Raw genomic sequence first — 20,395 nt, 5'->3', positions numbered from 1 at the left:
ATTTAATGAGTACAATACTCCAAATTTACAAAAAGATGTTGAGTTATTAATGTTGTTGTTTCTTTAATTTGTTTACGGCAGATTGCAGTGACTCTGTCGGTTCAATGATATTGTATGCCCCCCAGAATTCATCGTCGTAGAAGTCGGCCACCTTATCCGAGAGCGATTGGTTGGCTCGGAATGATTCCCGGTATGGGATCGTTGTATCGGTTTTTTTGGCGTCGGTGACTACCATTTCGGAGAGAATGGTGTAATTCGTTCCGAACAATTTTCGTTTCCAGTCGCATCTGAAACGTACCTCGTTGCGTATGTAACTGAGGTAACTTATGCCGTCGCGTTCCTTGTAAGTGACAAGAAAAGAGACTTCAAGAGGCCTGAAACGTAAACCGAAAGGTTTCTTTCTTAATACTGCTTCAGTCGCCTTATTTCGGTCGTCCATACTCAGGCTGAATTCGGCCTGGCTGAAAGATAAGCGTTCCCGGTCGATATACAACTTGCCGTAATATAAGGCATAGGGTAGAATCGCTGCAGGAGTAAAGCTGATCACATAATGTAGGCGGTCGTTGAGCATGACACTCTCTTCCATTTTAAAGGTGTAGTGAGGCAACGTGGCCGGCTCTAACAATAAATCCGGATTTTTCACAATGTCGACATACACCGAGAGGTTAGGCCCTCCCAATAGTTTGACAATCAATGTGTCATTCGCTTTCTGACTAAGTAATTTCCGGCCTTTGTAGATCTGTACCCGGTCGCGTTCTACATTTCGCTCTTTGTAGGGTGTTTTATAAATATCGATGATCGCTTCAGAGATATTGATATATCTTCGTCCTTTTTGGGCGGTCTCGCGATAAAAACCGGTAAATAAATTGCTATTCGGACTATAATTGTCGCCCACTTTCTTCATGGCTTCTTCAACGATCGTGCGTGGATTACCTGCACGAATAACAATCTCTTCCAATAAGTTTGTATTCGGATTCATCCATACGGTAATATCCGACAGATCTTTTCCATTGATGGCGATCAGTGAGTTCATATAACCGATATGTGAAATCTCCACATGACGCGCTGTTATCGATTCTTTTATTTTCAAGGAGAACTCACCGTCGGAATTGGTGATTGTACCAATATTTGTTCCCGGAACAGATACGTTTACATATTCCAATAATTTGCGTGATTGTTTATCCCGTACAACTCCATGGATTGTAATGTAGTTATCATCTTCTTCCTGTGCTTCTATCGGACTGGTTATTCCGATAAACATAAGTATCAGGAAAAAACGCATCATTTGTTTGCCGATTGTTTTCATAAGATTGCCTTTTATGTGTTGATGTTGATTACTGTTTATACACTAGTATGACGGGTAAAGAAAAGAATACCCTATGGCAACAGTAAAAATTAACTTCACATTTTAATCTCTTTCAACTACTGCTGATTGATTGGCCGTAACTGACGATTTTCTGAATTTTACTTTTACGGATGTCATTTGACTTATTTTTTTAAGTGAATATTTCTTCAATAAAATACCACTATTCCATCAAATGACCCATTATTATATCAATATGATACAAAATAGAGTAATTAAATAACACACAAAAGAAGAAAAATCGACTAACCAGGCGAAAAATCAAGGCTTTTCACCCCTTTTTCACGACTCAAAAGCGAATGTTAAAAAAATCATGCTAATGATGTCCGGTAGTTATCTAAAAGATTTTTAAAATCATGTAGAACACGCGCAACAATGATGCAGATGATTTTCCGGAAACAATGTGTTTTTTTTCACTAACAAGCAAAAAGCAATCAAAAACAGTCGAAAAATCAGATTTTTTCCATCTAAATGACGCAAAAAACAGTCTCGTTTGAAATGATCATTTTTCCATTAAATACATACTTGGGATAACAACACTCTGAAAATCATTTACGCGATTTTTATTTCACGGTCAATAAGTGACGATTCAAGATCGATTGACCTGCATTTTGATAACCGTGAACTTCCGGAGAAGCGGATATTTGAAACAACCCTCGGGTCAAAGGGCAATGAACGGCCTGTCGAAAGGGATGTTTTGACGTTTTGATTTTTGTTTTTCGATTGATCGGGCAGGATCAAATAAAAGGTTAAGGATAGTGATTTATGATTTTTTTTTTACTATATTCGCATCATATTGTTAACTTTTTATTCTAAATTCCGACCATGAAATCATTCAACAGACGCTCCTTTATTAAAGGATTGGGGGCTGGCGCAGCCGTCATTACCTCAAGTTCGGTTATCCCTTTAGCCGGATGCACAGCAACTTCGTCTTCCGATAGTTCTCAAACCCCAAATGACGACGATCAGGTCTTGCTAATCGGCGATAATATCGCTATTGCGGATACCGATTGCGGGAAAGTAAAAGGCTTCTCCATGCGAGGTGTTTATACCTTTCTGGGGATTCCCTATGCCGCTGACGCGTCCGGTAAAAACCGCTTTATGCCTCCACAGAAACACGCGCGATGGGATGGTATACGCCCGGCGGTATTCTATGGTAATTCGGCGCCACAAACAATCTATAGCCGTGTACCCACATCTTACGGTGCCTTTGTGGATCATTGGAATTATGATGAAATAAGCGAAAACTGTCTGACCATCAATATCTGGACAAACGGTATTGCTGATGGGAAAAAACGTCCGGTTATTGTATGGCTCCATGGCGGAGGTTACAGGAGCGGGAACGGAATAGAGCAGGACGGCTACCATGGTGAGAATATAACCAGATACGGCGATGTTGTATTTTGTTCCATCAATCACCGGTTGGGAGTTATCGGTTTTAGCGATTTGTCGGCAGTCGGCGGAGAAAAATACAAAGACTCCGGGAATGTTGGTCTGTTGGATATGGTGGAAGCCCTAAAGTGGGTCAACCGGAACATTGCCAATTTTGGTGGTGATCCCGGAAACGTGACGATTATCGGTCAGTCAGGCGGTGGAGGAAAAGTCTGTCTGTTATCGGCCTGTCCGGAAGCAAAAGGGCTGATTCATAAAGCTGTACCATTAAGTGGATCGGCCATAACAGCTAATGATAAAGCTTATTCGCAGAAATTAGGAGAATATATCCTGAAAGAAGCACGGTTAACCCCGGCTCAAATCGATAAACTACAGGATCTCTCCTGGGAGGAGTATATGGATATCGCCAATAAGGCTGCCGTAAAGTTGCAGGAAGATATGGGTGGCCCAACGACTTACCGTGGCGCTTACGGCCCTATAGCCGACGATGTATATCTGCCTAAAGGCACCTTCTTCGAAGAGCCGTTACCCAACTCTCCCGATATACCGATGTTATTCTGTACCACTTTCCATGAGCAATCACCCAGTCGTACAGATGCCGAACTGGAGAAAATCTCGAAAGAAGGAGTTGTCGAACGTTTGAAATCCCGTTATGGAGATAAAACAATGTCAATTGTTGATGCATACGCCAAAAATTTCCCGGATGCCAAACCGATCGAACTATTAGCCATGATCACTTCGAATCGTCAGAATGTGATCAATGCCGCCACAGCCAAGAAGCATCAGCAATCACCAGTTTATATGGCCTGGTTTGGATGGTGTCCTCCTCTTTTCGACAATCGCATGCGAGCCTTCCATTGCCTCGATATCTGTTTCTGGTTCTTAAATACAGACCTGATGTTGACACATACGGGAGGAGGCGCACGTCCACGTAAATTGTCTCAAAAAATGGCGGATGCTCTATTGGCCTTTGTGCGCACGGGTAATCCGAATACATCCAGTCTCCCCCAATGGCCTGAATTTACGGTTGAAAATGGAGAGACAATGATTCTGAACGACGTTTGTGAAGTCAAAAATGACCCCGACCGTGAGGCTCGGTCAAGTCTTATGTAAATAATTTTTTAATACCAATTTTATTAGATCAGTTATGAACAAATTTTTTATTATTTCATTAGGGTTGATCATATCCACAGCGATATATGCTCAACAAGCGTTATTCGGTGGACAGGCTATTGTTTCACCCGAAATTCATCCGGATAATACCGTAACATTCCGTTTTGTCGCGCCCAAAGCGATAAAGGTTCAACTCACCGGTGATTTTTTGCCGAAACAGAAGATACAAACTTCATTCGGAGAGATGGATGCGGCCGGCAATGCAGACCTGACCGAGAAAGAAAACGGCGTATGGGAATTCACGACTCCCTCTCCGCTTCAACCGGAGTTGTATAGTTATTCTTTCATTGTCGACGGTGTAAAAACCAGCGATCCGAACAATGTCTATCAAATCCGTGACGTGGCCACTGTGACCAATATCTTTATCATCGCCGACGGACGTGACGGGTTGTACGGAGTAAAGGACATTCCGCACGGAAGCGTCACGCGCAGATGGTATGATTCGCCCGGGTTACAGGCTCAACGCAGAATTACGATTTATACACCTCCGGGTTATGAAAGTAATAATCAAACTTATCCGGTACTTTATCTGCTCCATGGTTCGGGCGGAGATGAAGAAGCGTGGATCGCATTGGGACGTACTTCACAGATATTAGACAATCTGATTGCGCAGGGAAAAGCGAAACCGATGATCGTCGTCATGCCTAATGGACATACGCAAAATCCGGCTGCTCCCGGCGAATCAAGCCATGGTATGTTCAAGCCTGCAATGGGTGGCGGACAAAGAGAAGCGGTTGCCAGCATGGAAGATACCTTCGGCGATATCATCAAGTTTGTAGAAAGCAATTATCGCGTGAAGAAAAATAAAGCAAATCGAGCGATAGCCGGTTTATCTATGGGGGGTATGCATTCTTCACGTATCTCTTCCCTGTATCCGAATATGTTCGACTATGTCGGAGTCTTTTCAGCTCCTCCGGTTGTAACCACTATGGGCGGTAATAATCAGGATCCGAACGCGGAAAGTGAGTTTATGAAAAAACTGGAAGTACAAAAGAAAAACGGTTATAAACTGTATTGGATCGCCTGTGGGAATACGGACTTCTTATACAATGGTGTGATCGAAAGCATGAAAAAGATGGATGGAATTGATTTTAAGTATGTCTATCGTGAAAGCGGTGGCGGCCATACCTGGGATAACTGGCGAATCTATTTATCCGAATATGCTCCAATGTTATTTAAATAAATAAAACAAGAAAAAGATGAGAACTTACTTATATACTATCTCCCTGTTATTATGCAGCGTATGGCTGTCGGCACAGGAAATTGCAAACTTTGCTAATCGCGCCCAAATTGTTTCTCCCGAGTTTGCCGGAGGGAACGTAACATTCCGTATCAATGCTCCGAATGCCAAGGAAGTTAAACTTTATGGCTCCTGGATGGAGAGTAACACCTCTTCAGAGGCTCTCAAGAAAAATGGAGAAGGGGTTTGGGAAGTGGCCATTAAATCGCCAAGTCCGGAAATTTACACCTACCATTTCATCGTCGACGGAGTGAATATGAGTGATGCCCAAAATATCCTGATGCAACGTGATGGAACACGTTATCTCAGTATGTTATTCGTAGAAGGTGCTAAAACAGCCAATTATAAAGAAGCCAATAAAAGAGGTAATCTGTCGAAAGTATGGTTTGATTCGCCAACGCTTAAGATGAACAGGCGGATGTATGTTTACACCCCTTATGGTTATGAGACAGGTACTCAGAAATACCCTGTCCTTTACCTGCTTCATGGTGGAGGTGGTGACGAAGATGCCTGGTCGAATATGGGACGTGCCTGCGAGATCCTCGATAATTTAATCGAACAGGGTAAAGCAAAACCGATGATTGTTGTCATGCCTAACGGTAATCCGGGACAACAGGCCGCCAAACCACTGATGTTGCCGGAAAATGCATATGATTATAGAGACCCGGCAAATGCCAATCTGTATATTCATAGCTTAGCCAAGGATATTGTTCCGTACATTGAGAAAAACTACCGTGTGATTGCCGAACGCGATTCACGTGCTGTTTCCGGTCTATCTATGGGTGGAGGACACACAGTGAATGTGACAAATAATTATCCGGGACTGTTTGGTTATATCTGCCCGATGAGTATGGGACTGCGTGAAGGACAGGAAGTGGATGAGCAATTACAGGCTCTGAAAAAGGCGGGTTACAAACTCTACTGGATCGCTTGCGGTGATGTGGACTTTGCTTTCCCTGCTGCTAAAATGTTGGATGAAGCGTTGACACGCAACGGACTGGAACATACCTTCCATATCACAGGCGGCGGACATACCTGGTCGAATTGGCGTGACTACCTGAATACGATGGCGCCGATGCTGTTCAGATAACATACCTATTATATTAAAGGAGATTTGAAAAGAAGGTTCAATACGGAGAATATGGTTCTTATTTGATTTTTAATTTGTTAAAGAACCTGTTCCTCGTGTTGAATCTTTTTAGTCAACACTAAATCTCTTGTAATCGTCGAATGTCTTTGGCGGATTACCTATGTCATTTTAAATCAACAAAGGAGTCGTTCGGGATGATCCTTCTTATATCGCCATTGAAAAATAAAGAACTTCAGCATTTTTTTTGTTAAAATCAGAATAAATTGTATATATTTGTCGCTTCAATTGTAAAATTGGTTAACCGTTAATATAGGAGAAATGAAAGGTATTGTATTAGCCGGAGGATCCGGAACACGTTTATACCCAATAACAAAAGGTGTCTCGAAACAACTTTTGCCTGTATATGATAAACCAATGATTTATTATCCGATATCGATATTGATGCTGGCTGGCATTCAGGATATTCTTATTATTTCTACTCCCCAGGATTTACCCGCTTTTCGTCGTTTGTTAGGAGATGGTTCAGCGTATGGTGTACATTTTTCATATGCCGAACAACCTTCCCCTGATGGATTGGCACAAGCCTTTATTATAGGTGAAGAGTTTATCGGAACAGATGATGTCTGTTTGGTGTTGGGGGATAATATTTTTTATGGCCAGGGATTTACAAGTATGTTAAAAAATGCGGTTGAAAATGTGAAAACAAAACAAAAAGCAACTGTGTTTGGTTACTATGTGAACGATCCGGAACGCTACGGGGTGGTTTCGTTTGATACGGATGGGAATGCTTTGAGTATTGAAGAAAAGCCGGTTGATCCGCAATCGAATTATGCGGTAGTGGGTCTTTATTTTTATCCGAATAAAGTGATAGAAATAGCGAAACAGATAAAGCCATCTTCTCGTGGGGAACTTGAGATCACTTCGGTCAATCAACAGTTTCTTGATAATGACGCATTAATGGTGCAATTATTGGGAAGAGGATTTACCTGGTTGGATACGGGAACACATGATTCTTTGTCGGAAGCATCCACCTTTGTAGAAGTCATCGAAAAAAGACAAGGACTGAAAATAGCCTGTCTGGAAGAGATCGCTTACCGAAAAGGTTGGATCGATAAACAGGAATTGGAAACAATTGCTCGTGTGATGGAGAAAAATCAGTATGGGCAGTATTTATTAGGCTTAATGAAGTGAAAAGGAAACAGAAACATCTGTTATGGCGATAATAGATTGTAGGGATTTGCTTTTGGTCGTTTTATGGTGTATATAATCGCGTTATGATTTACAGTATGAAGCCAATTTTATAGCGATAATGCCTACCCTTTTTGTGAAGCAAATGATAATTTTGATCTTACATTATATATAGATATTTGATTTAAGAGAAAAGAAACTCTCAGAGAGTGAACTATTTTTAGAATATAATAGAAACAAATTTCAAAGAATGCTTGTTATAAGATGAAAAAGTGTTAATTTTGCTCGATAATGGGCTTTGTCTGGTAATTGATTGTTTAATTTTAAAATTAATTGATATGAAGTTTAAAGTATTACTTTTCGCGTTACTGTCAGGATTTGTATATTCTGTGGCTGCACAAGAATACCAGCCGATGGCTGCTCAGAATAATGAGATTGGCAGAAAGACCACATTTAAGAGAAACAAGGCCAGTGATAACTGGTTTATTTCTATTGCTGGTGGTGCAAGTGTGTTGTATGGTGATGATAATAATGAGCAAGATTTCATGGATCGTTTGAATTTTGCCCCTCAATTATCAGTAGGTAAATGGTTTAATCCCTATTTCGGGACTCGTCTTCAACTGAATGGTGGAGTGATCCATGGTTATGTGGGTGAAACTTCTCCACAGCAACTGCAACATAATAAATATTTTGCAGGTCATTTTGACTTTATGTGGGATGTAACCAATTACTTTGGTGTATACAGTGAGTCAAAAGTGTTCCGTTTGATTCCTTGGATTGGTTTGGGTTATGCTCAACGTTTCAAAAATCAAGGTTATCCAAGAACAGAGTCTCCTTCATTAAATGGTGGTATTTTGACAGCGTTCCGTTTAAGCAAACGTATTGACTTGAATGTTGAATTACAAGGATCATTATTGAACGAAGATTTCAACCGTGTATCTAAACGTAAATTAAGTGATGGTATCGCTCAGTTAAGTGCAGGTTTGACATTCAAATTGGGTAAAACTGATTTCGAAGTTATGGAACCGATGGATTACGCTTTGTTGAATGATTTGAATAATCAAATCAACTCATTACGTGCTGCTAATGATGAATTGAGCAAACGTCCGGTATCTTGTCCTGACTGTCCGGAAGCTGTAACAGTTGTTGAAAAGAACTATGCAGAAAATGTTGTTTATTTCCGCTTGAATAGTTCTGTTATTGACAAAAATCAGGAAATCAATATTTACAACACTTCTCAGTTCATGAAGGAAAATAACGTACCTATCAAAGTGATTGGTTATGCCGATCAGAAAACAGGTACTTCTCCTTATAACATGCAATTGTCGGAAAAACGTGCGAGAGCGGTTGCTAAACAGTTAGTTGATAAATATGGCATCTCTTCTAACCAGATCACTATCGAGTGGAAAGGTTCTGATGTTCAGCCTTATAGCGAAAACAACTGGAACCGTGTAGTTATTATGACTGCAAATGATTAATTGATTATCGCTATCGATACTCATAAAATCGAAATATAAGATAAAGCTGCGCAATATTGCGCAGCTTTTTTTTTGCTCAGGAATAATGTTTACTTTTGTGAGATTTTAGAACTATCGGGATGGATTTTTATAAGAAACGCGGCTACCTTATTCAATGGCTTATTGGAGTAGGGGATCTGATCATAATAAATGCTTTATTTTTTATAGTATATTACTCTTTGAGTGATTATTATACGGTAGGTTTATCATACAGCCTACGCGAAGTCGTGTTATTATTAAATTTCTGTTATTTCTTTTCTTTGTATTTCATTCCGATACAGTTGCACCTATCCGTTGTCTTTATAGATAAAATCGTTCAAAGGGCATTTGTATTAATTACCTTTTTTATCATCTTGTTTTCGACCTGTCTGATATTCATGAATATCGGTGATGTATTGGCTACCTTTATTGTGGTTTATTATCTGACATTGGTCGTGCTTTTTGCTCTATGGAGGGTTGTGGTGCGCGTTTCATTAAAAATTTATCGCCGGAAAGGGTATAATTTTAAAAAGGTTATTATTGTCGGTGCGGGAAAGAACGGGATGGAACTTTACAGGGTCATGAAAGAAGACTTGTCGTATGGTTTTAATATGATGGGTTTTTTCGATGACAATCTTTCCTTGAAAGAGATATTGCCTAATTATCTGGGTATGACGCATGAGGTAGAAGATTATGTGTTGCAGCACGAAATAGATGAAATCTACTGTACATTGCCGGGAACGCAGGATGATAAAATGCTTCGTCTAATGAATTTTGCGGAGAAGAACATGATTCGTTTTTATATTGTACCGGAGTTCTACCGGAATGTAAAAAAGAGTCTGGTCATGGAGGTCATGGAGTCTATACCTCTTTTGACGGTGCGACGTGAGCCACTGCAGTCGGCTTATAACAGAGCCTTAAAACGTTCATTTGATGTTGTTTTCTCTTTGGGTATTTTGCTCACGGTATTTCCCGTATTATATATTATTGTAGGGACGATCATTAAAATAACCTCTCCGGGACCCATTTTTTTCAGACAGAAGCGAACAGGTATCTATGGACAGGAGTTTTATTGTTATAAATTCCGGACAATGCGTGTTAATCCACAGGCCGACTCTTTGCAGGCGCAGGAAAATGATCCTCGCAAAACACGTTTCGGCAGTTTTCTTCGTCGATCGAATCTGGACGAATTTCCTCAATTTTTTAATGTGTTAATAGGGGATATGTCTGTTGTAGGGCCACGGCCACATATGTTGAAACATACCCACCAATATTCTACAATTATAGATAAGTACATGGTGCGCCATTTAGTAAAACCGGGTGTTACCGGATGGGCGCAAGTCACTGGTTATCGTGGTGAAACCAGAACGCTGGAACAGATGGAAGGACGCGTAAAAAGAGATGTGTGGTATATCGAAAATTGGTCTTTTTTCCTGGATTTAAAAATCATTGTTGTGACGGTGTTCAATATGTTTAAAGGGGAGAAAAATGCCTACTGATAGGCTGATGGTTGCACACTTTCTGTAAGTTTGTGTAATCTGTATCTATATTTCTCTTATCTTTGCAAACAATGGGAAGAATATTGTCTATAGACTATGGTCGTAAACGGACAGGATTAGCTGTCACGGATACATTGCAGCTTATAGCAAATGGCCTGGCAACCGTCTCAAGTGGGGAGGTTGTCAATTATCTGTCCAACTATATCAAACAAGAACCCGTCGATTTATTTATTATAGGCCTTCCTAAACAGATGAATAATGAGTTTTCGGAAAACATGCCATATATTGAAGCCTTTGTTAAACATCTTCGTCGGATAATTCCAACAATTCCTGTTGAATATTATGATGAACGTTTTACATCGGTATTGGCTCACAAAGCCATGTTGGAAGGTGGCCTGAAGAAAAAGAAACGTCAAGATAAAGCCTTAGTAGATGAGATCAGTGCTGTTATCATTTTACAATCTTATTTAGAATCAAAAAAACATCAACAATAATATATGATTTTACCCATCTATTTATACGGTCAGCCCGTATTACGAAAAGAAACGGAAAATGTACCCAAAGATTATCCCAATTTGAAACAATTGGTGGATAACATGTTTGAAACGATGTATAATGCGGATGGAGTGGGATTAGCTGCTCCTCAGGTTGGATTATCCATTCGTTTATTGGTGATAGATGCAGATGTTATGGGCGATGATTGTCCGGAATGTAAAGGATTTAAACGCGTAATGGTGAATCCGGAAATTATTGAACAGAGTGAAGAAGAGATCACTTTGGAAGAAGGATGTCTCAGTTTGCCGGGTGTCCATGAAAAAGTTTCCCGTGCCCGTAAAATCCGAATAAAATACATGGATACAGACTTTGTCGAACAGGAGGAAGAGATAGAAGGATTTGCAGCTCGCGTGGTACAGCATGAATGTGAACATCTTGAAGGACATGTATTTATCGATAATATTTCAGGTATCCGCCGCCAATTGAATAAAGGAAAACTAAATGATATTATAAAAGGAACCGCACGTTGCTCGTATCGGGCAAAAGCTGTGGGCAAATAACAGAAAAACTCTATAATTAATCACTATGGCAGATTTATTTAAAAACATCCTTACTCTTCGCGAAAAGAAAGCCAAGGCAGAGAAGGGTGGGGGCGACGCTGCTATTGAGAAGCAGGTAGCTATGGGGAAACTCCCGGCTCGTCAACGTATACTTTCATTATTGGATAAGAACTCTTTTCAGGAGTATGATATGTTTGTCAAACACGACGGACGTGATTTTGGTATGGATAAAAAAGATTTTCCGGGAGATGGTGTTATTACCGGAACAGGAACAATCTTTGGTGCTCCGGTTTGTATCTATGCACAGGATTTTACTGTTGCAGGTGGATCATTGGGGTTACAGCATGCCCGTAAAATCACTAAAATTATGGATCATGCCCTGAAAATGAAATGCCCGATTATCGGAATAAATGATTCCGGTGGTGCCCGTATTCAGGAAGGTGTCAGTGCTTTAGCCGGTTACGGTGAGATTTTTTACCGTAATACGATTGCATCCGGAGTGATTCCGCAATTATCATTAATCTTGGGACCGTGTGCAGGTGGCGCTGTTTATTCTCCGGCATTGACAGACTTTGTTTTTGTTGTGGAAAATATCTCTAAAATGTTTATCACAGGACCGAATGTGATTAAAACAGTATTAGGAGAAGATATTTCGATGGAAGATCTGGGCGGTGCGCGTGTACATGCCGAAATTACAGGGAATGCACATTTTTACGCCGTAAGTGAACAAGAGTGTTTTGAGCAGGTCAAGCGATTGATCAGCTTTATCCCTTGGAACAATAAAGAAAAAGCCAAACTGGCTAAACCCAAGGATCCGAAAACAAAAAAGAATATTGAAAATGTCGTTCCGGCTGATCCTAAACAACCGTATGATGTGAGGGATGTGATCAAATGCATTATTGACGATTCTGATTTTCTGGAAATACAAGAACTATGGGCAGCAAATATTGTGATTGGCTTTGGGCGAATGAACGGCGAAACCGTAGGTTTTGTCGCTAATCAGGCGATGGTATTGGCTGGTGTGTTGGATTGTGATAGTGCCGATAAGGCCGCTCGTTTTATCCGTTTCTGCGACTCGTTCAATATTCCGATCATAACCTTGGAAGATATGCCGGGTTATTTACCGGGCGTCGACCAGGAACATGCCGGCGTTATTCGTCATGGTGCCAAGGTGTTGTATGCCTATTCTGAGGCGACGGTTCCGAAGATTACAGTCATCTTGCGTAAGGCGTATGGTGGAGGTTATATTGCGATGAATTCAAGACACTTAGGTGCTGACTTTATGTTTGCATGGCCAAGTGCGGAGATCGCAGTGATGGGTCCGGAAGGTGCTGCAAATATTATTTTCCGCAAGGAAATTATGGAGGCAGCCGATCAGGAGGAGATGCGTCAAGAGAAGGTGAAAGAGTATATTGAAAAATTTGCCAATCCGTATGTTGCCGCATCGAAAGGGTTTATTGATGCGGTTATTGAACCGAAAGAGACGCGTGCTTTGTTGTTGCATGCACTTAAACTTTCCGAATCGAAAGAAGAAGAGCGTCCGTCTAAAAAGCATGGAATACCACCGTTCTGATAAAAATCTAAATCTTGTTTCAATATGGAAAAGAAGGTAAATGAATATGTTGATTTTGTGGTTACAGCCAGGAGATACAAAACGCTGTTGACCGATAAATATAAGCACCGCCCTGTATGGAATAAACCGGTTCAGGGAGAGGTGTTCTCTACTCTTCCGGGTACCATTATCGAATTAAAGGTGAAAGAGGGGGATCAGGTAAAAGCCGGTCAGCTGCTATTGATTCATGAAGCGATGAAAATGTTGAACCGCATAGTCGCTCCCGTTTCAGGAGTTATTCAAAAAATCAATGTAAAAGAGGGTGAAAAGATCAGTAAAAATCATTTGATGATAAAGATTGATCCGAAATAATAATTTTAATAAATGAAAAGACTGGGGGTTGTAATTGGTTGATAATCAATTGTGATCCCCGGTTTTTATTTTGACTAAAACAGACGGTTATTTTTTAGGTCTATCAACCATATTTGTTTTCGTTTTCGAAAAGTATACGTACTTTTTTCTACATCCTCCAAAGGAAATAAAAACAGTATATTGACAGTTTTTTTGTTACACCTACCTCTGTTTTTTGTTAGAGGTACGTCTAAAATAATTTAGAGGTACGTGTAAATTCATTTAGAGGTAGGTGTAAACGAATTTAGAGGTACCTCTAACAGAAAAGTATTTGTCATGCTTCAAATAAACCGACAGCGACATTTTGGTTTTTTTCTTGAATTAAAAAAACAGGTGTAATTGAGTTGTAATCAGTTATTTGAATAGAAATTAACCCTCAAATGCAGACGATATTTCCGAACGACCTTGCAGTTGCCCGCGAATATGCAACGCTCAGGAGCGTAAATTGATAAAATGGGGGGGCCAAAAGTAGATCTTATCTTTTCTGACTTTTTGGATATTAACAAAGCTGATACAACTATATGTTAACATGAGTTTGAAATAAAGAGTTATTTTCAGATTGGGTAAAATTTGGTTTTCCGAAGGCCAAATCCCACAGGGATTTAATATGCATAACCCCGGGTGAAGAGAAGCGTAGCGGATCGACCCGGGGTTATGCACATTTAACGCCTGTGGCGTTCGCCTTCACTATCTTCACATATCCTTCAATTTGAAACTTATATCGAACTCACGTTATGTTAGCATTTGACAATGCAAACCTCTTTTTATAGTTTTTAAGCAACCCCTCTATATTTCCTAAGATTATTTCTTTATTTTTGCCTGATATTCGGATGAAACACAACATTATTGGTTTGATTACAATCTCCGAAGATGTAATATAGAGAGGAATGAAGAAAATTGTAGTCTTTTTATTTTTGTCCATATGTTCACTATCCCTGTCTGCGCAAATTAATACGGATCGTGTACTTGCAATCGGCAGGAATGCGCTTTATTTTGAAGATTATGTGCTTTCGATTCAATACTTCAATCAGGTCATCCGCTCAAAGCCTTGGCTGGCAGAACCCTATTTCTACCGTGCTGTTGCAAAAATCAATCTGGACGACTATAGTGGAGCGGAGGAAGATTGTTCGATGTGCCTGGAGCGTAATCCCTTTCTGGTGCAGGCGTATTTTGCCCGGGGCATTGCCCGGCAGAGTCAGGAGAACCTGAATGGAGCAATTGATGATTATACCAAAGGGTTAGAGTTTAGGCCTACCGACCGTTCCATGCTTGTCAACAAAGCGGTTGCCTATATCCAGAAGAAAGAGTTTGATCATGCGGAGGAGGTTTTTGCCGCACTTATGAAATCGCATGCAAACAACTCGATGAATTATTTGCTTCGTGGTGCGATGTATACCGAGAAAGGTGATACCTTACGCGCTTTGGCCGATTACGATAAAGCGGTAGAGATGGATCCATATTACGCACCTGCTTATGGAAATCGGGCTATATTGCGTTATCAGCAGAATAATTTTGACGGAGCATTGGCCGATCTGAATGAAGCGGTGCGTCTGAATAATCGGGAGAGTGGTTATTATATCAATCGCGGATTAGTCAGGTACCATTTGAATGACTTGCGAGGAGCGATGGCTGATTATGATCAGGTGATTGAAATTGATAGCCGGAACCTGATCGCCAGATTTAACCGCGGGTTGTTGCGTTTTCAGGTAGGAGATAATAATCGGGCCATTGAAGATTTTGATGTGGTAATCGCACAAGAACCTGATAATTATATGGCGTATTATAATCGAGCACTATTGCATTATGAAACGGCTGATTATGAAGGGGCAATCAACGATTTTAATGTGGTTTTAAATGAATATCCCAATTTCTTACCGGGCTATTATAGCCGTGCCGAAGCGAAACGGAAGATGGGCGATAATGCCGGGGCGGAGCGTGATAACTGGATCGCCTATGAAAGAGAACAGGAACTGAAGAAAAATCAGCAATCGAATCGCGCGGGTACGCATTCGACAGCGGATACTGATCAGGATGAAGAAGATAAGACCCGGGAACAATCGGATACGAATATCAATAAATTTAACCGATTGGTTATCTACGATAAAGAGACCGAACAAAAAAATAAATATCAAAGCGAGATCAGAGGACGGGTTCAGGACAGGAATGTTCGCGTTGATCTGGAACCTCAATTTATTCTGACCTATTATGAAAAACCTGAATTGGTCAAAAAGATCATCTATTACGATAAAACGATCGAAGATTTTAATCAACAGATGATACTCGACCGGATATTATTAATTACCAATCAGGAAGCGGCTTTGACGGAGGGACAGATCGCCGTTCATTTCTCATCGATAGACAACTATTCGGCTAAAATTGCTCAGGAACCGGATAAGGCTGTCCATTATTTCGGGAGAGCAATTGATTATATGCTTGTCCAGGACTTTGCCGAGGCGATAAAAGATTATGATAAAACGATCGAATTGGATCCGACCTTTATCATGGCTTATTTTAATCGGGCAATTGTTCGGTATAAGCAGTTGGAATATACGATGTCGCAAACCTCTGCCAATGAAATTGGGTCGATGATGAATCTGAATGTCGGGAGAAACCAGCAGCAGTCTGCTTCTTCTGATCCGACTTCGACAGCCTTGAAGGATAATAAAAGATCGTATGAGCATGAGATGATTATTCGTGATTACGATCTGGTGCTCAGGCAGAATCCGGGATTTGTCTATGCCTATTTTAATCGGGGGAATATGCGTTGTGCCCAGCGTGATTTCCGTGCGGCTATTCAGGATTACAATGATGCTATTGAACACGACCCGGAGTTTGCGGAAGCTTATTTTAACAGAGGTTTGGCACGCTTGTCGCTGGGAGATGCCTCGCGGGGTATTGCCGATCTGAGTAAAGCAGGGGAGTTGGGGATCATTAATGCCTATAGTATCATTAAACGAATGACCAGTAATTGATCTATTCTAATTTCATCCTCTTTTCTGACTATTAGGTGGATAATCGATTGTTACCGATGAAATTATTTTAGATATATGGATATGTATTTTTGAAAAGAATCGTACCTTTGCACCTTGAATATTGAAAATAGAGTAATTGCATATGATAAAAATAACTTTTCCGGATAATACCGTAAGAGAATTTGCTAAAGGAACTACTGCATTACAGATAGCAGAAAGTATCAGTTCACGTTTGGCTCAGGATGTATTGGCCGCAGATGTAAATGGCGATACCTGGGATTTAACACGTCCTATTCATCAAGACTCCACAGTAAAGTTACTGAAATGGGATGATGAAGAGGGGAAACATGCCTATTGGCATTCCAGTGCCCATTTAATGGCCGAGGCTTTGCAGGAACTTTATCCCGGGATAAAGTTTGGTATCGGTCCGGCTATTGAAAACGGATTCTATTATGATGTTGATCCGGGAGAAGGTGCTACGATTAAAGAGAGTGATTTCCCGACGATAGAGGCAAAGATGTTGGAACTGGCAGCTAAGAAGGAAGAGATTCAACGTCAGGAAATAGCTAAAGCTGATGCATTAACAAAATTCGGTGATCGTGGTGAAGTTTATAAAACAGAGTTAATTGGTGAACTCGAAGACGGAACGATTACCACTTATACACAGGGAGCATTTACCGATTTGTGTCGTGGTCCTCACTTGCCAAATACATCTTATATAAAAGCAGTCAAGGTGTTGAGTGTTGCCGGTGCTTATTGGCGTGGTGATGAGACGCGTAAACAATTGGTTCGTTTGTATGGAATCACCTTCCCTAAGAAAAAGATGTTGGATGAGTATCTCGCCTTTTTGGAAGAAGCTAAAAAGCGAGATCACCGTAAGATAGGAAAGGAACTTCAACTGTTTACTTTTTCACAAGCCGTAGGTGCAGGATTACCCTTGTGGTTGCCAAGAGGAACTCAGTTGCGTTTGAAGTTGGAAGACTTTTTGAAACGTATTCAGAAGAAATATGGTTACCAACAGGTTATGACTCCGCATATTGGCGGAAAGCAGTTGTATGTGACATCCGGGCATTATGAAAAATACGGAAAAGATTCTTTTCAACCGATACATACTCCACAAGAAGGAGAGGAGTTCTTGTTGAAACCGATGAACTGTCCTCACCACTGTGAAATTTATAAAACAATACCACGTTCGTACAAAGATTTGCCTATCCGTTTTGCAGAATTCGGAACGGTTTATCGGTATGAGCAAAGTGGGGAGTTGCATGGCTTAACGCGTGTTCGTGGGTTTACACAGGATGATGCCCACCTCTTCTGCCGTCCTGATCAGCTGAAGGATGAATTCCTGAAAGTTATGGATATTATCTTTATTATTTTTAAGGCACTTGATTTTGAGAATTTTGAGGCTCAGATCTCTTTGCGTGATCCGAATAATAAAGAGAAATATATTGGAGCAGATGAAAATTGGGAAAAGGCAGAAAAAGCAATTGTTGAAGCTTGTCAGGAGAAAGGGTTGAACGCACGTGTCGAATTGGGTGAAGCTGCTTTCTATGGACCGAAGTTGGATTTTATGGTCAAAGATGCGATCGGACGCCGTTGGCAGCTGGGTACTATCCAGGTAGACTATAGCTTGCCTGAACGTTTTGATCTGGAATATACAGGTGAGGATAATAAAAAACATCGTCCGGTAATGATTCATCGGGCTCCGTTTGGTTCTATGGAACGTTTTGTAGCTGTTTTGATTGAGCATACCGGAGGTAAATTTCCTCTGTGGTTGACTCCAGACCAAGTGGCTATATTACCAATCAGTGAGAAGTTTAATGATTATGCCTGGGAGATTGCCCGTGAATTGGAAGAACAAGATATACGTGTAGTGGTTGATGATCGTAATGAGAAAGTCGGCCGGAAGATTCGTGATAATGAATTGAAGCGAATACCTTATATGCTGATTGTCGGTGAAAAAGAAGCTGAAAATAATGAAGTTTCCGTAAGAAAACAGGGCGAAGGTGATAAAGGTTCGATGAAAATTGCTACATTTGCTGCGCTTTTGAACGATGAAGTAGAAGAAATGATGAATCGTTGGCGGAATACAAACAATTAAATAACTAATAACGAGGAGAATAAATCTTTTTGAATGAAGAATGATAAACTGAAAGATCAGTACAGAATTAATGAACGTATTCGGGTGCGTGAGGTTCGATTAGTCGGTGATGATGTAGAACAAGGTGTATATCCGACTTCTCAAGCATTAAAAATGGCAGAGGATATGGGACTTGATCTGGTCGAAATTTCGCCGAATGCTGATCCACCTGTTTGTAAGATAACCGATTACCAAAAATTTCTTTATCAACAGAAAAAACGCCAGAAAGAACAGAAAGCAAAATCTGTTAAAGTGATTGTTAAAGAGATACGGTTTGGCCCTCAGACAGACGATCATGATTATAACTTCAAGCTGAAACATGCTAAAGGTTTTCTTCAGGAAGGCGCAAAAGTAAAAGCATATGTCTTTTTTAAAGGACGTTCTATTTTATTTAAAGAACAAGGAGAGGTCTTATTGCTCCGTTTTGCCAATGATCTGGAAGATTACGGAAAAGTGGAACAGTTACCGGTTCTTGAAGGAAAGCGAATGATTATTATGCTTTCACCCAAAAAGGTAAGTGTTGTTCCTCCGAAGAAAAGCGAAGGGGTCAAACCGCCTCAAAAGACAGAAGATTCATCTCCATCGGCCAGTGAAGAACTGAAAGAAGGAGGAGATAACGAATAAAATAATAGAAGGTTACCCGTAGTGGGTCGCTAATTTTAATAATTAAATAATAAGCAAAATGCCTAAGATGAAGACTATCTCCGGTGCCAAAAAGAGGTTTGCCCTTACCGGAACAGGTAAAATCAAAAGAAAACACGCTTTTAAAAGTCATATTCTGACTAAGAAGACGAAAAAACAGAAGAGAAATCTTACTCACACCGGATTGGTTCATGCCTCTGATGTGAATAATGTAAAATCAATGCTTGGTCTCAAGTAGTCTTAATTAAGCGAGTTTAAAAACGATTTTTATTAACCGAATGTATTTAGCTTACAAGATCATCACTTCAATGATGGCGCTAACATTCAAAAACAGATTAGAATTATGCCTAGATCAGTAAATCATGTTGCTTCAAGAGCAAAAAGAAAACGGATTTTAAAGCTTACAAGAGGGTACTATGGTGCACGTAAAAACGTGTGGACTGTAGCAAAAAACACTTGGGAGAAAGGGTTAACGTATGCTTTCCGTGATCGTCGTAACAAAAAACGTTCTTTCCGTGCATTATGGATTCAGCGTATCAATGCTGCTGCTCGTTTGGAAGGAATGTCTTATTCCCGTTTAATGGGTGCTTTACATGCTAAAGGGATTGAAATCAATCGTAAAGTTTTGGCCGATTTGGCTATGAACCATCCGGAAGCATTCAAAGCAATTGTTGATAAAGTGAAATAAGTTACTATACTTACAACAAATGAAAGGAATCCCTTGAACAAAGGGATTCCTTTTTTGTTTTATATAAAAGTACTTGAGAAGTTCAGGTCGATTTTGTTTGGAAATGTCAGTTGTTCTCTATATATTTGTGATAGGAGAATAGACAAATGAGTTAGCCGCACTTTCGATTGGGAAACTCATCAGTTTATATTAATTCCGAGACATCGCTCTTGTTGCTAATGGCGGGCCGCGCCTTTCGAGGTATGCATTTTGCACAGCGGATTACAAAGGTGGCAAAGCACTCAAATCTTGTCATACGGAGTTTGTTCATATCTAGGTGCGGCTTTTTATAATAGAAGAGGTGATCCATGATCACCTCTTTTTATTTTAGGCCTATTACCCTTTTGAAATGCTATAATTATGGCTCACCCCGTAAAGTTGTGGAGCTAGGCATAAATATTTTTGAGTCTAAACAGGAAGTATGGGATATTGTTTACTCCCCTGAGCACAGACCT

At 40.4% G+C, this 20,395-nt stretch carries 16 protein-coding genes; 15 read left to right on the top strand and 1 reads right to left on the bottom strand.

All coding sequences use genetic code 11. The features are described 5' to 3' along the window. Positions 1-46: 46 nt before the first annotated feature. Positions 47-1,282, bottom strand: a complete 1,236-nt coding sequence (locus tag M2135_RS11890; protein WP_280748776.1) for a carboxypeptidase-like regulatory domain-containing protein — start codon at positions 1,280-1,282, stop codon at positions 47-49. Positions 1,283-2,188: 906 nt separating this feature from the next. Between M2135_RS11890 and M2135_RS11885 the strand changes: the two genes are divergently transcribed. The 15 genes from M2135_RS11885 to rplT all read left to right on the top strand — a co-directional run bounded on the left by M2135_RS11885 (position 2,189) and on the right by rplT (position 19,901). Next, positions 2,189-3,868: a carboxylesterase family protein gene (locus M2135_RS11885; protein WP_280748727.1), complete on the top strand. Its 1,680-nt coding sequence runs from the start codon at positions 2,189-2,191 to the stop codon at positions 3,866-3,868. Positions 3,869-3,902: 34 nt separating this feature from the next. Then, positions 3,903-5,111 carry an esterase gene (locus M2135_RS11880; protein WP_280748726.1) on the top strand — a complete coding sequence of 403 codons (1,209 nt, stop codon included), beginning with the start codon at positions 3,903-3,905 and terminating at the stop codon, positions 5,109-5,111. 16 nt (positions 5,112-5,127) lie between these two features. Further along, the gene (locus M2135_RS11875) at positions 5,128-6,258 is read left to right on the top strand and encodes an esterase (RefSeq protein WP_280748725.1); all 1,131 of its coding nucleotides are present in this window, start codon (positions 5,128-5,130) and stop codon (positions 6,256-6,258) included. Positions 6,259-6,576: 318 nt separating this feature from the next. Further along, complete coding sequence (gene rfbA, locus M2135_RS11870; RefSeq protein ID WP_280748724.1) at positions 6,577-7,449, top strand: glucose-1-phosphate thymidylyltransferase RfbA; 873 nt, start codon at positions 6,577-6,579, stop codon at positions 7,447-7,449. A 335-nt stretch (positions 7,450-7,784) separates the two neighbouring features. Continuing rightward, positions 7,785-8,924, top strand: a complete 1,140-nt coding sequence (locus M2135_RS11865; protein ID WP_280748723.1) for an OmpA family protein — start codon at positions 7,785-7,787, stop codon at positions 8,922-8,924. Between the two features lie 119 nt (positions 8,925-9,043). Next, positions 9,044-10,441, top strand: a complete 1,398-nt coding sequence (locus tag M2135_RS11860) for an undecaprenyl-phosphate glucose phosphotransferase (protein ID WP_280748722.1) — start codon at positions 9,044-9,046, stop codon at positions 10,439-10,441. Between the two features lie 71 nt (positions 10,442-10,512). Continuing rightward, the gene (ruvX, locus tag M2135_RS11855) at positions 10,513-10,935 is read left to right on the top strand and encodes a Holliday junction resolvase RuvX (protein ID WP_280748721.1); all 423 of its coding nucleotides are present in this window, start codon (positions 10,513-10,515) and stop codon (positions 10,933-10,935) included. A gap of 3 nt (positions 10,936-10,938) precedes the next feature. Next, positions 10,939-11,496, top strand: a complete 558-nt coding sequence (gene def, locus M2135_RS11850) for a peptide deformylase (RefSeq protein ID WP_280748720.1) — start codon at positions 10,939-10,941, stop codon at positions 11,494-11,496. A 25-nt stretch (positions 11,497-11,521) separates the two neighbouring features. Further along, entirely contained in the window at positions 11,522-13,069 is a 1,548-nt protein-coding gene (locus M2135_RS11845) for an acyl-CoA carboxylase subunit beta (protein ID WP_280748719.1), read from the top strand. Between the two features lie 24 nt (positions 13,070-13,093). Then, positions 13,094-13,420: an acetyl-CoA carboxylase biotin carboxyl carrier protein subunit gene (locus M2135_RS11840; protein ID WP_280748718.1), complete on the top strand. Its 327-nt coding sequence runs from the start codon at positions 13,094-13,096 to the stop codon at positions 13,418-13,420. A 926-nt stretch (positions 13,421-14,346) separates the two neighbouring features. Continuing rightward, positions 14,347-16,431, top strand: a complete 2,085-nt coding sequence (locus M2135_RS11835; RefSeq protein WP_280748717.1) for a tetratricopeptide repeat protein — start codon at positions 14,347-14,349, stop codon at positions 16,429-16,431. 142 nt (positions 16,432-16,573) lie between these two features. Then, the gene (thrS, locus tag M2135_RS11830) at positions 16,574-18,532 is read left to right on the top strand and encodes a threonine--tRNA ligase (RefSeq protein ID WP_280748716.1); all 1,959 of its coding nucleotides are present in this window, start codon (positions 16,574-16,576) and stop codon (positions 18,530-18,532) included. A 33-nt stretch (positions 18,533-18,565) separates the two neighbouring features. Further along, positions 18,566-19,195, top strand: a complete 630-nt coding sequence (gene infC, locus M2135_RS11825; protein WP_280748715.1) for a translation initiation factor IF-3 — start codon at positions 18,566-18,568, stop codon at positions 19,193-19,195. Between the two features lie 58 nt (positions 19,196-19,253). Beyond that, positions 19,254-19,451: a 50S ribosomal protein L35 gene (gene rpmI / locus M2135_RS11820; RefSeq protein WP_280748714.1), complete on the top strand. Its 198-nt coding sequence runs from the start codon at positions 19,254-19,256 to the stop codon at positions 19,449-19,451. A gap of 105 nt (positions 19,452-19,556) precedes the next feature. Further along, complete coding sequence (gene rplT, locus M2135_RS11815) at positions 19,557-19,901, top strand: 50S ribosomal protein L20 (RefSeq protein WP_280748713.1); 345 nt, start codon at positions 19,557-19,559, stop codon at positions 19,899-19,901. Positions 19,902-20,395: the final 494 nt, after the last annotated feature.

The sequence above is a fragment of the Parabacteroides sp. PF5-9 genome, assembly GCF_029893105.1.
Taxonomy (GTDB): Bacteria; Bacteroidota; Bacteroidia; order Bacteroidales; family Tannerellaceae; genus JARXWG01.
This window is presented reverse-complemented; position numbering and strand designations above follow the sequence as displayed.

Bases quoted from the DNA above. Each gene is read 5' to 3' on its own strand.
- M2135_RS11890 (WP_280748776.1), bottom strand. From the start codon at position 1,282: ATGCGTTTTTTCCTGATACTTATGTTTATCGGAATAACCAGTCCGATA.
- M2135_RS11885 (WP_280748727.1), top strand. From the start codon at position 2,189: ATGAAATCATTCAACAGACGCTCCTTTATTAAAGGATTGGGGGCTGGC.
- M2135_RS11880 (WP_280748726.1), top strand. From the start codon at position 3,903: ATGAACAAATTTTTTATTATTTCATTAGGGTTGATCATATCCACAGCG.
- M2135_RS11875 (WP_280748725.1), top strand. From the start codon at position 5,128: ATGAGAACTTACTTATATACTATCTCCCTGTTATTATGCAGCGTATGG.
- rfbA (WP_280748724.1), top strand. From the start codon at position 6,577: ATGAAAGGTATTGTATTAGCCGGAGGATCCGGAACACGTTTATACCCA.
- M2135_RS11865 (WP_280748723.1), top strand. From the start codon at position 7,785: ATGAAGTTTAAAGTATTACTTTTCGCGTTACTGTCAGGATTTGTATAT.
- M2135_RS11860 (WP_280748722.1), top strand. From the start codon at position 9,044: ATGGATTTTTATAAGAAACGCGGCTACCTTATTCAATGGCTTATTGGA.
- ruvX (WP_280748721.1), top strand. From the start codon at position 10,513: ATGGGAAGAATATTGTCTATAGACTATGGTCGTAAACGGACAGGATTA.
- def (WP_280748720.1), top strand. From the start codon at position 10,939: ATGATTTTACCCATCTATTTATACGGTCAGCCCGTATTACGAAAAGAA.
- M2135_RS11845 (WP_280748719.1), top strand. From the start codon at position 11,522: ATGGCAGATTTATTTAAAAACATCCTTACTCTTCGCGAAAAGAAAGCC.
- M2135_RS11840 (WP_280748718.1), top strand. From the start codon at position 13,094: ATGGAAAAGAAGGTAAATGAATATGTTGATTTTGTGGTTACAGCCAGG.
- M2135_RS11835 (WP_280748717.1), top strand. From the start codon at position 14,347: ATGAAGAAAATTGTAGTCTTTTTATTTTTGTCCATATGTTCACTATCC.
- thrS (WP_280748716.1), top strand. From the start codon at position 16,574: ATGATAAAAATAACTTTTCCGGATAATACCGTAAGAGAATTTGCTAAA.
- infC (WP_280748715.1), top strand. From the start codon at position 18,566: ATGAAGAATGATAAACTGAAAGATCAGTACAGAATTAATGAACGTATT.
- rpmI (WP_280748714.1), top strand. From the start codon at position 19,254: ATGCCTAAGATGAAGACTATCTCCGGTGCCAAAAAGAGGTTTGCCCTT.
- rplT (WP_280748713.1), top strand. From the start codon at position 19,557: ATGCCTAGATCAGTAAATCATGTTGCTTCAAGAGCAAAAAGAAAACGG.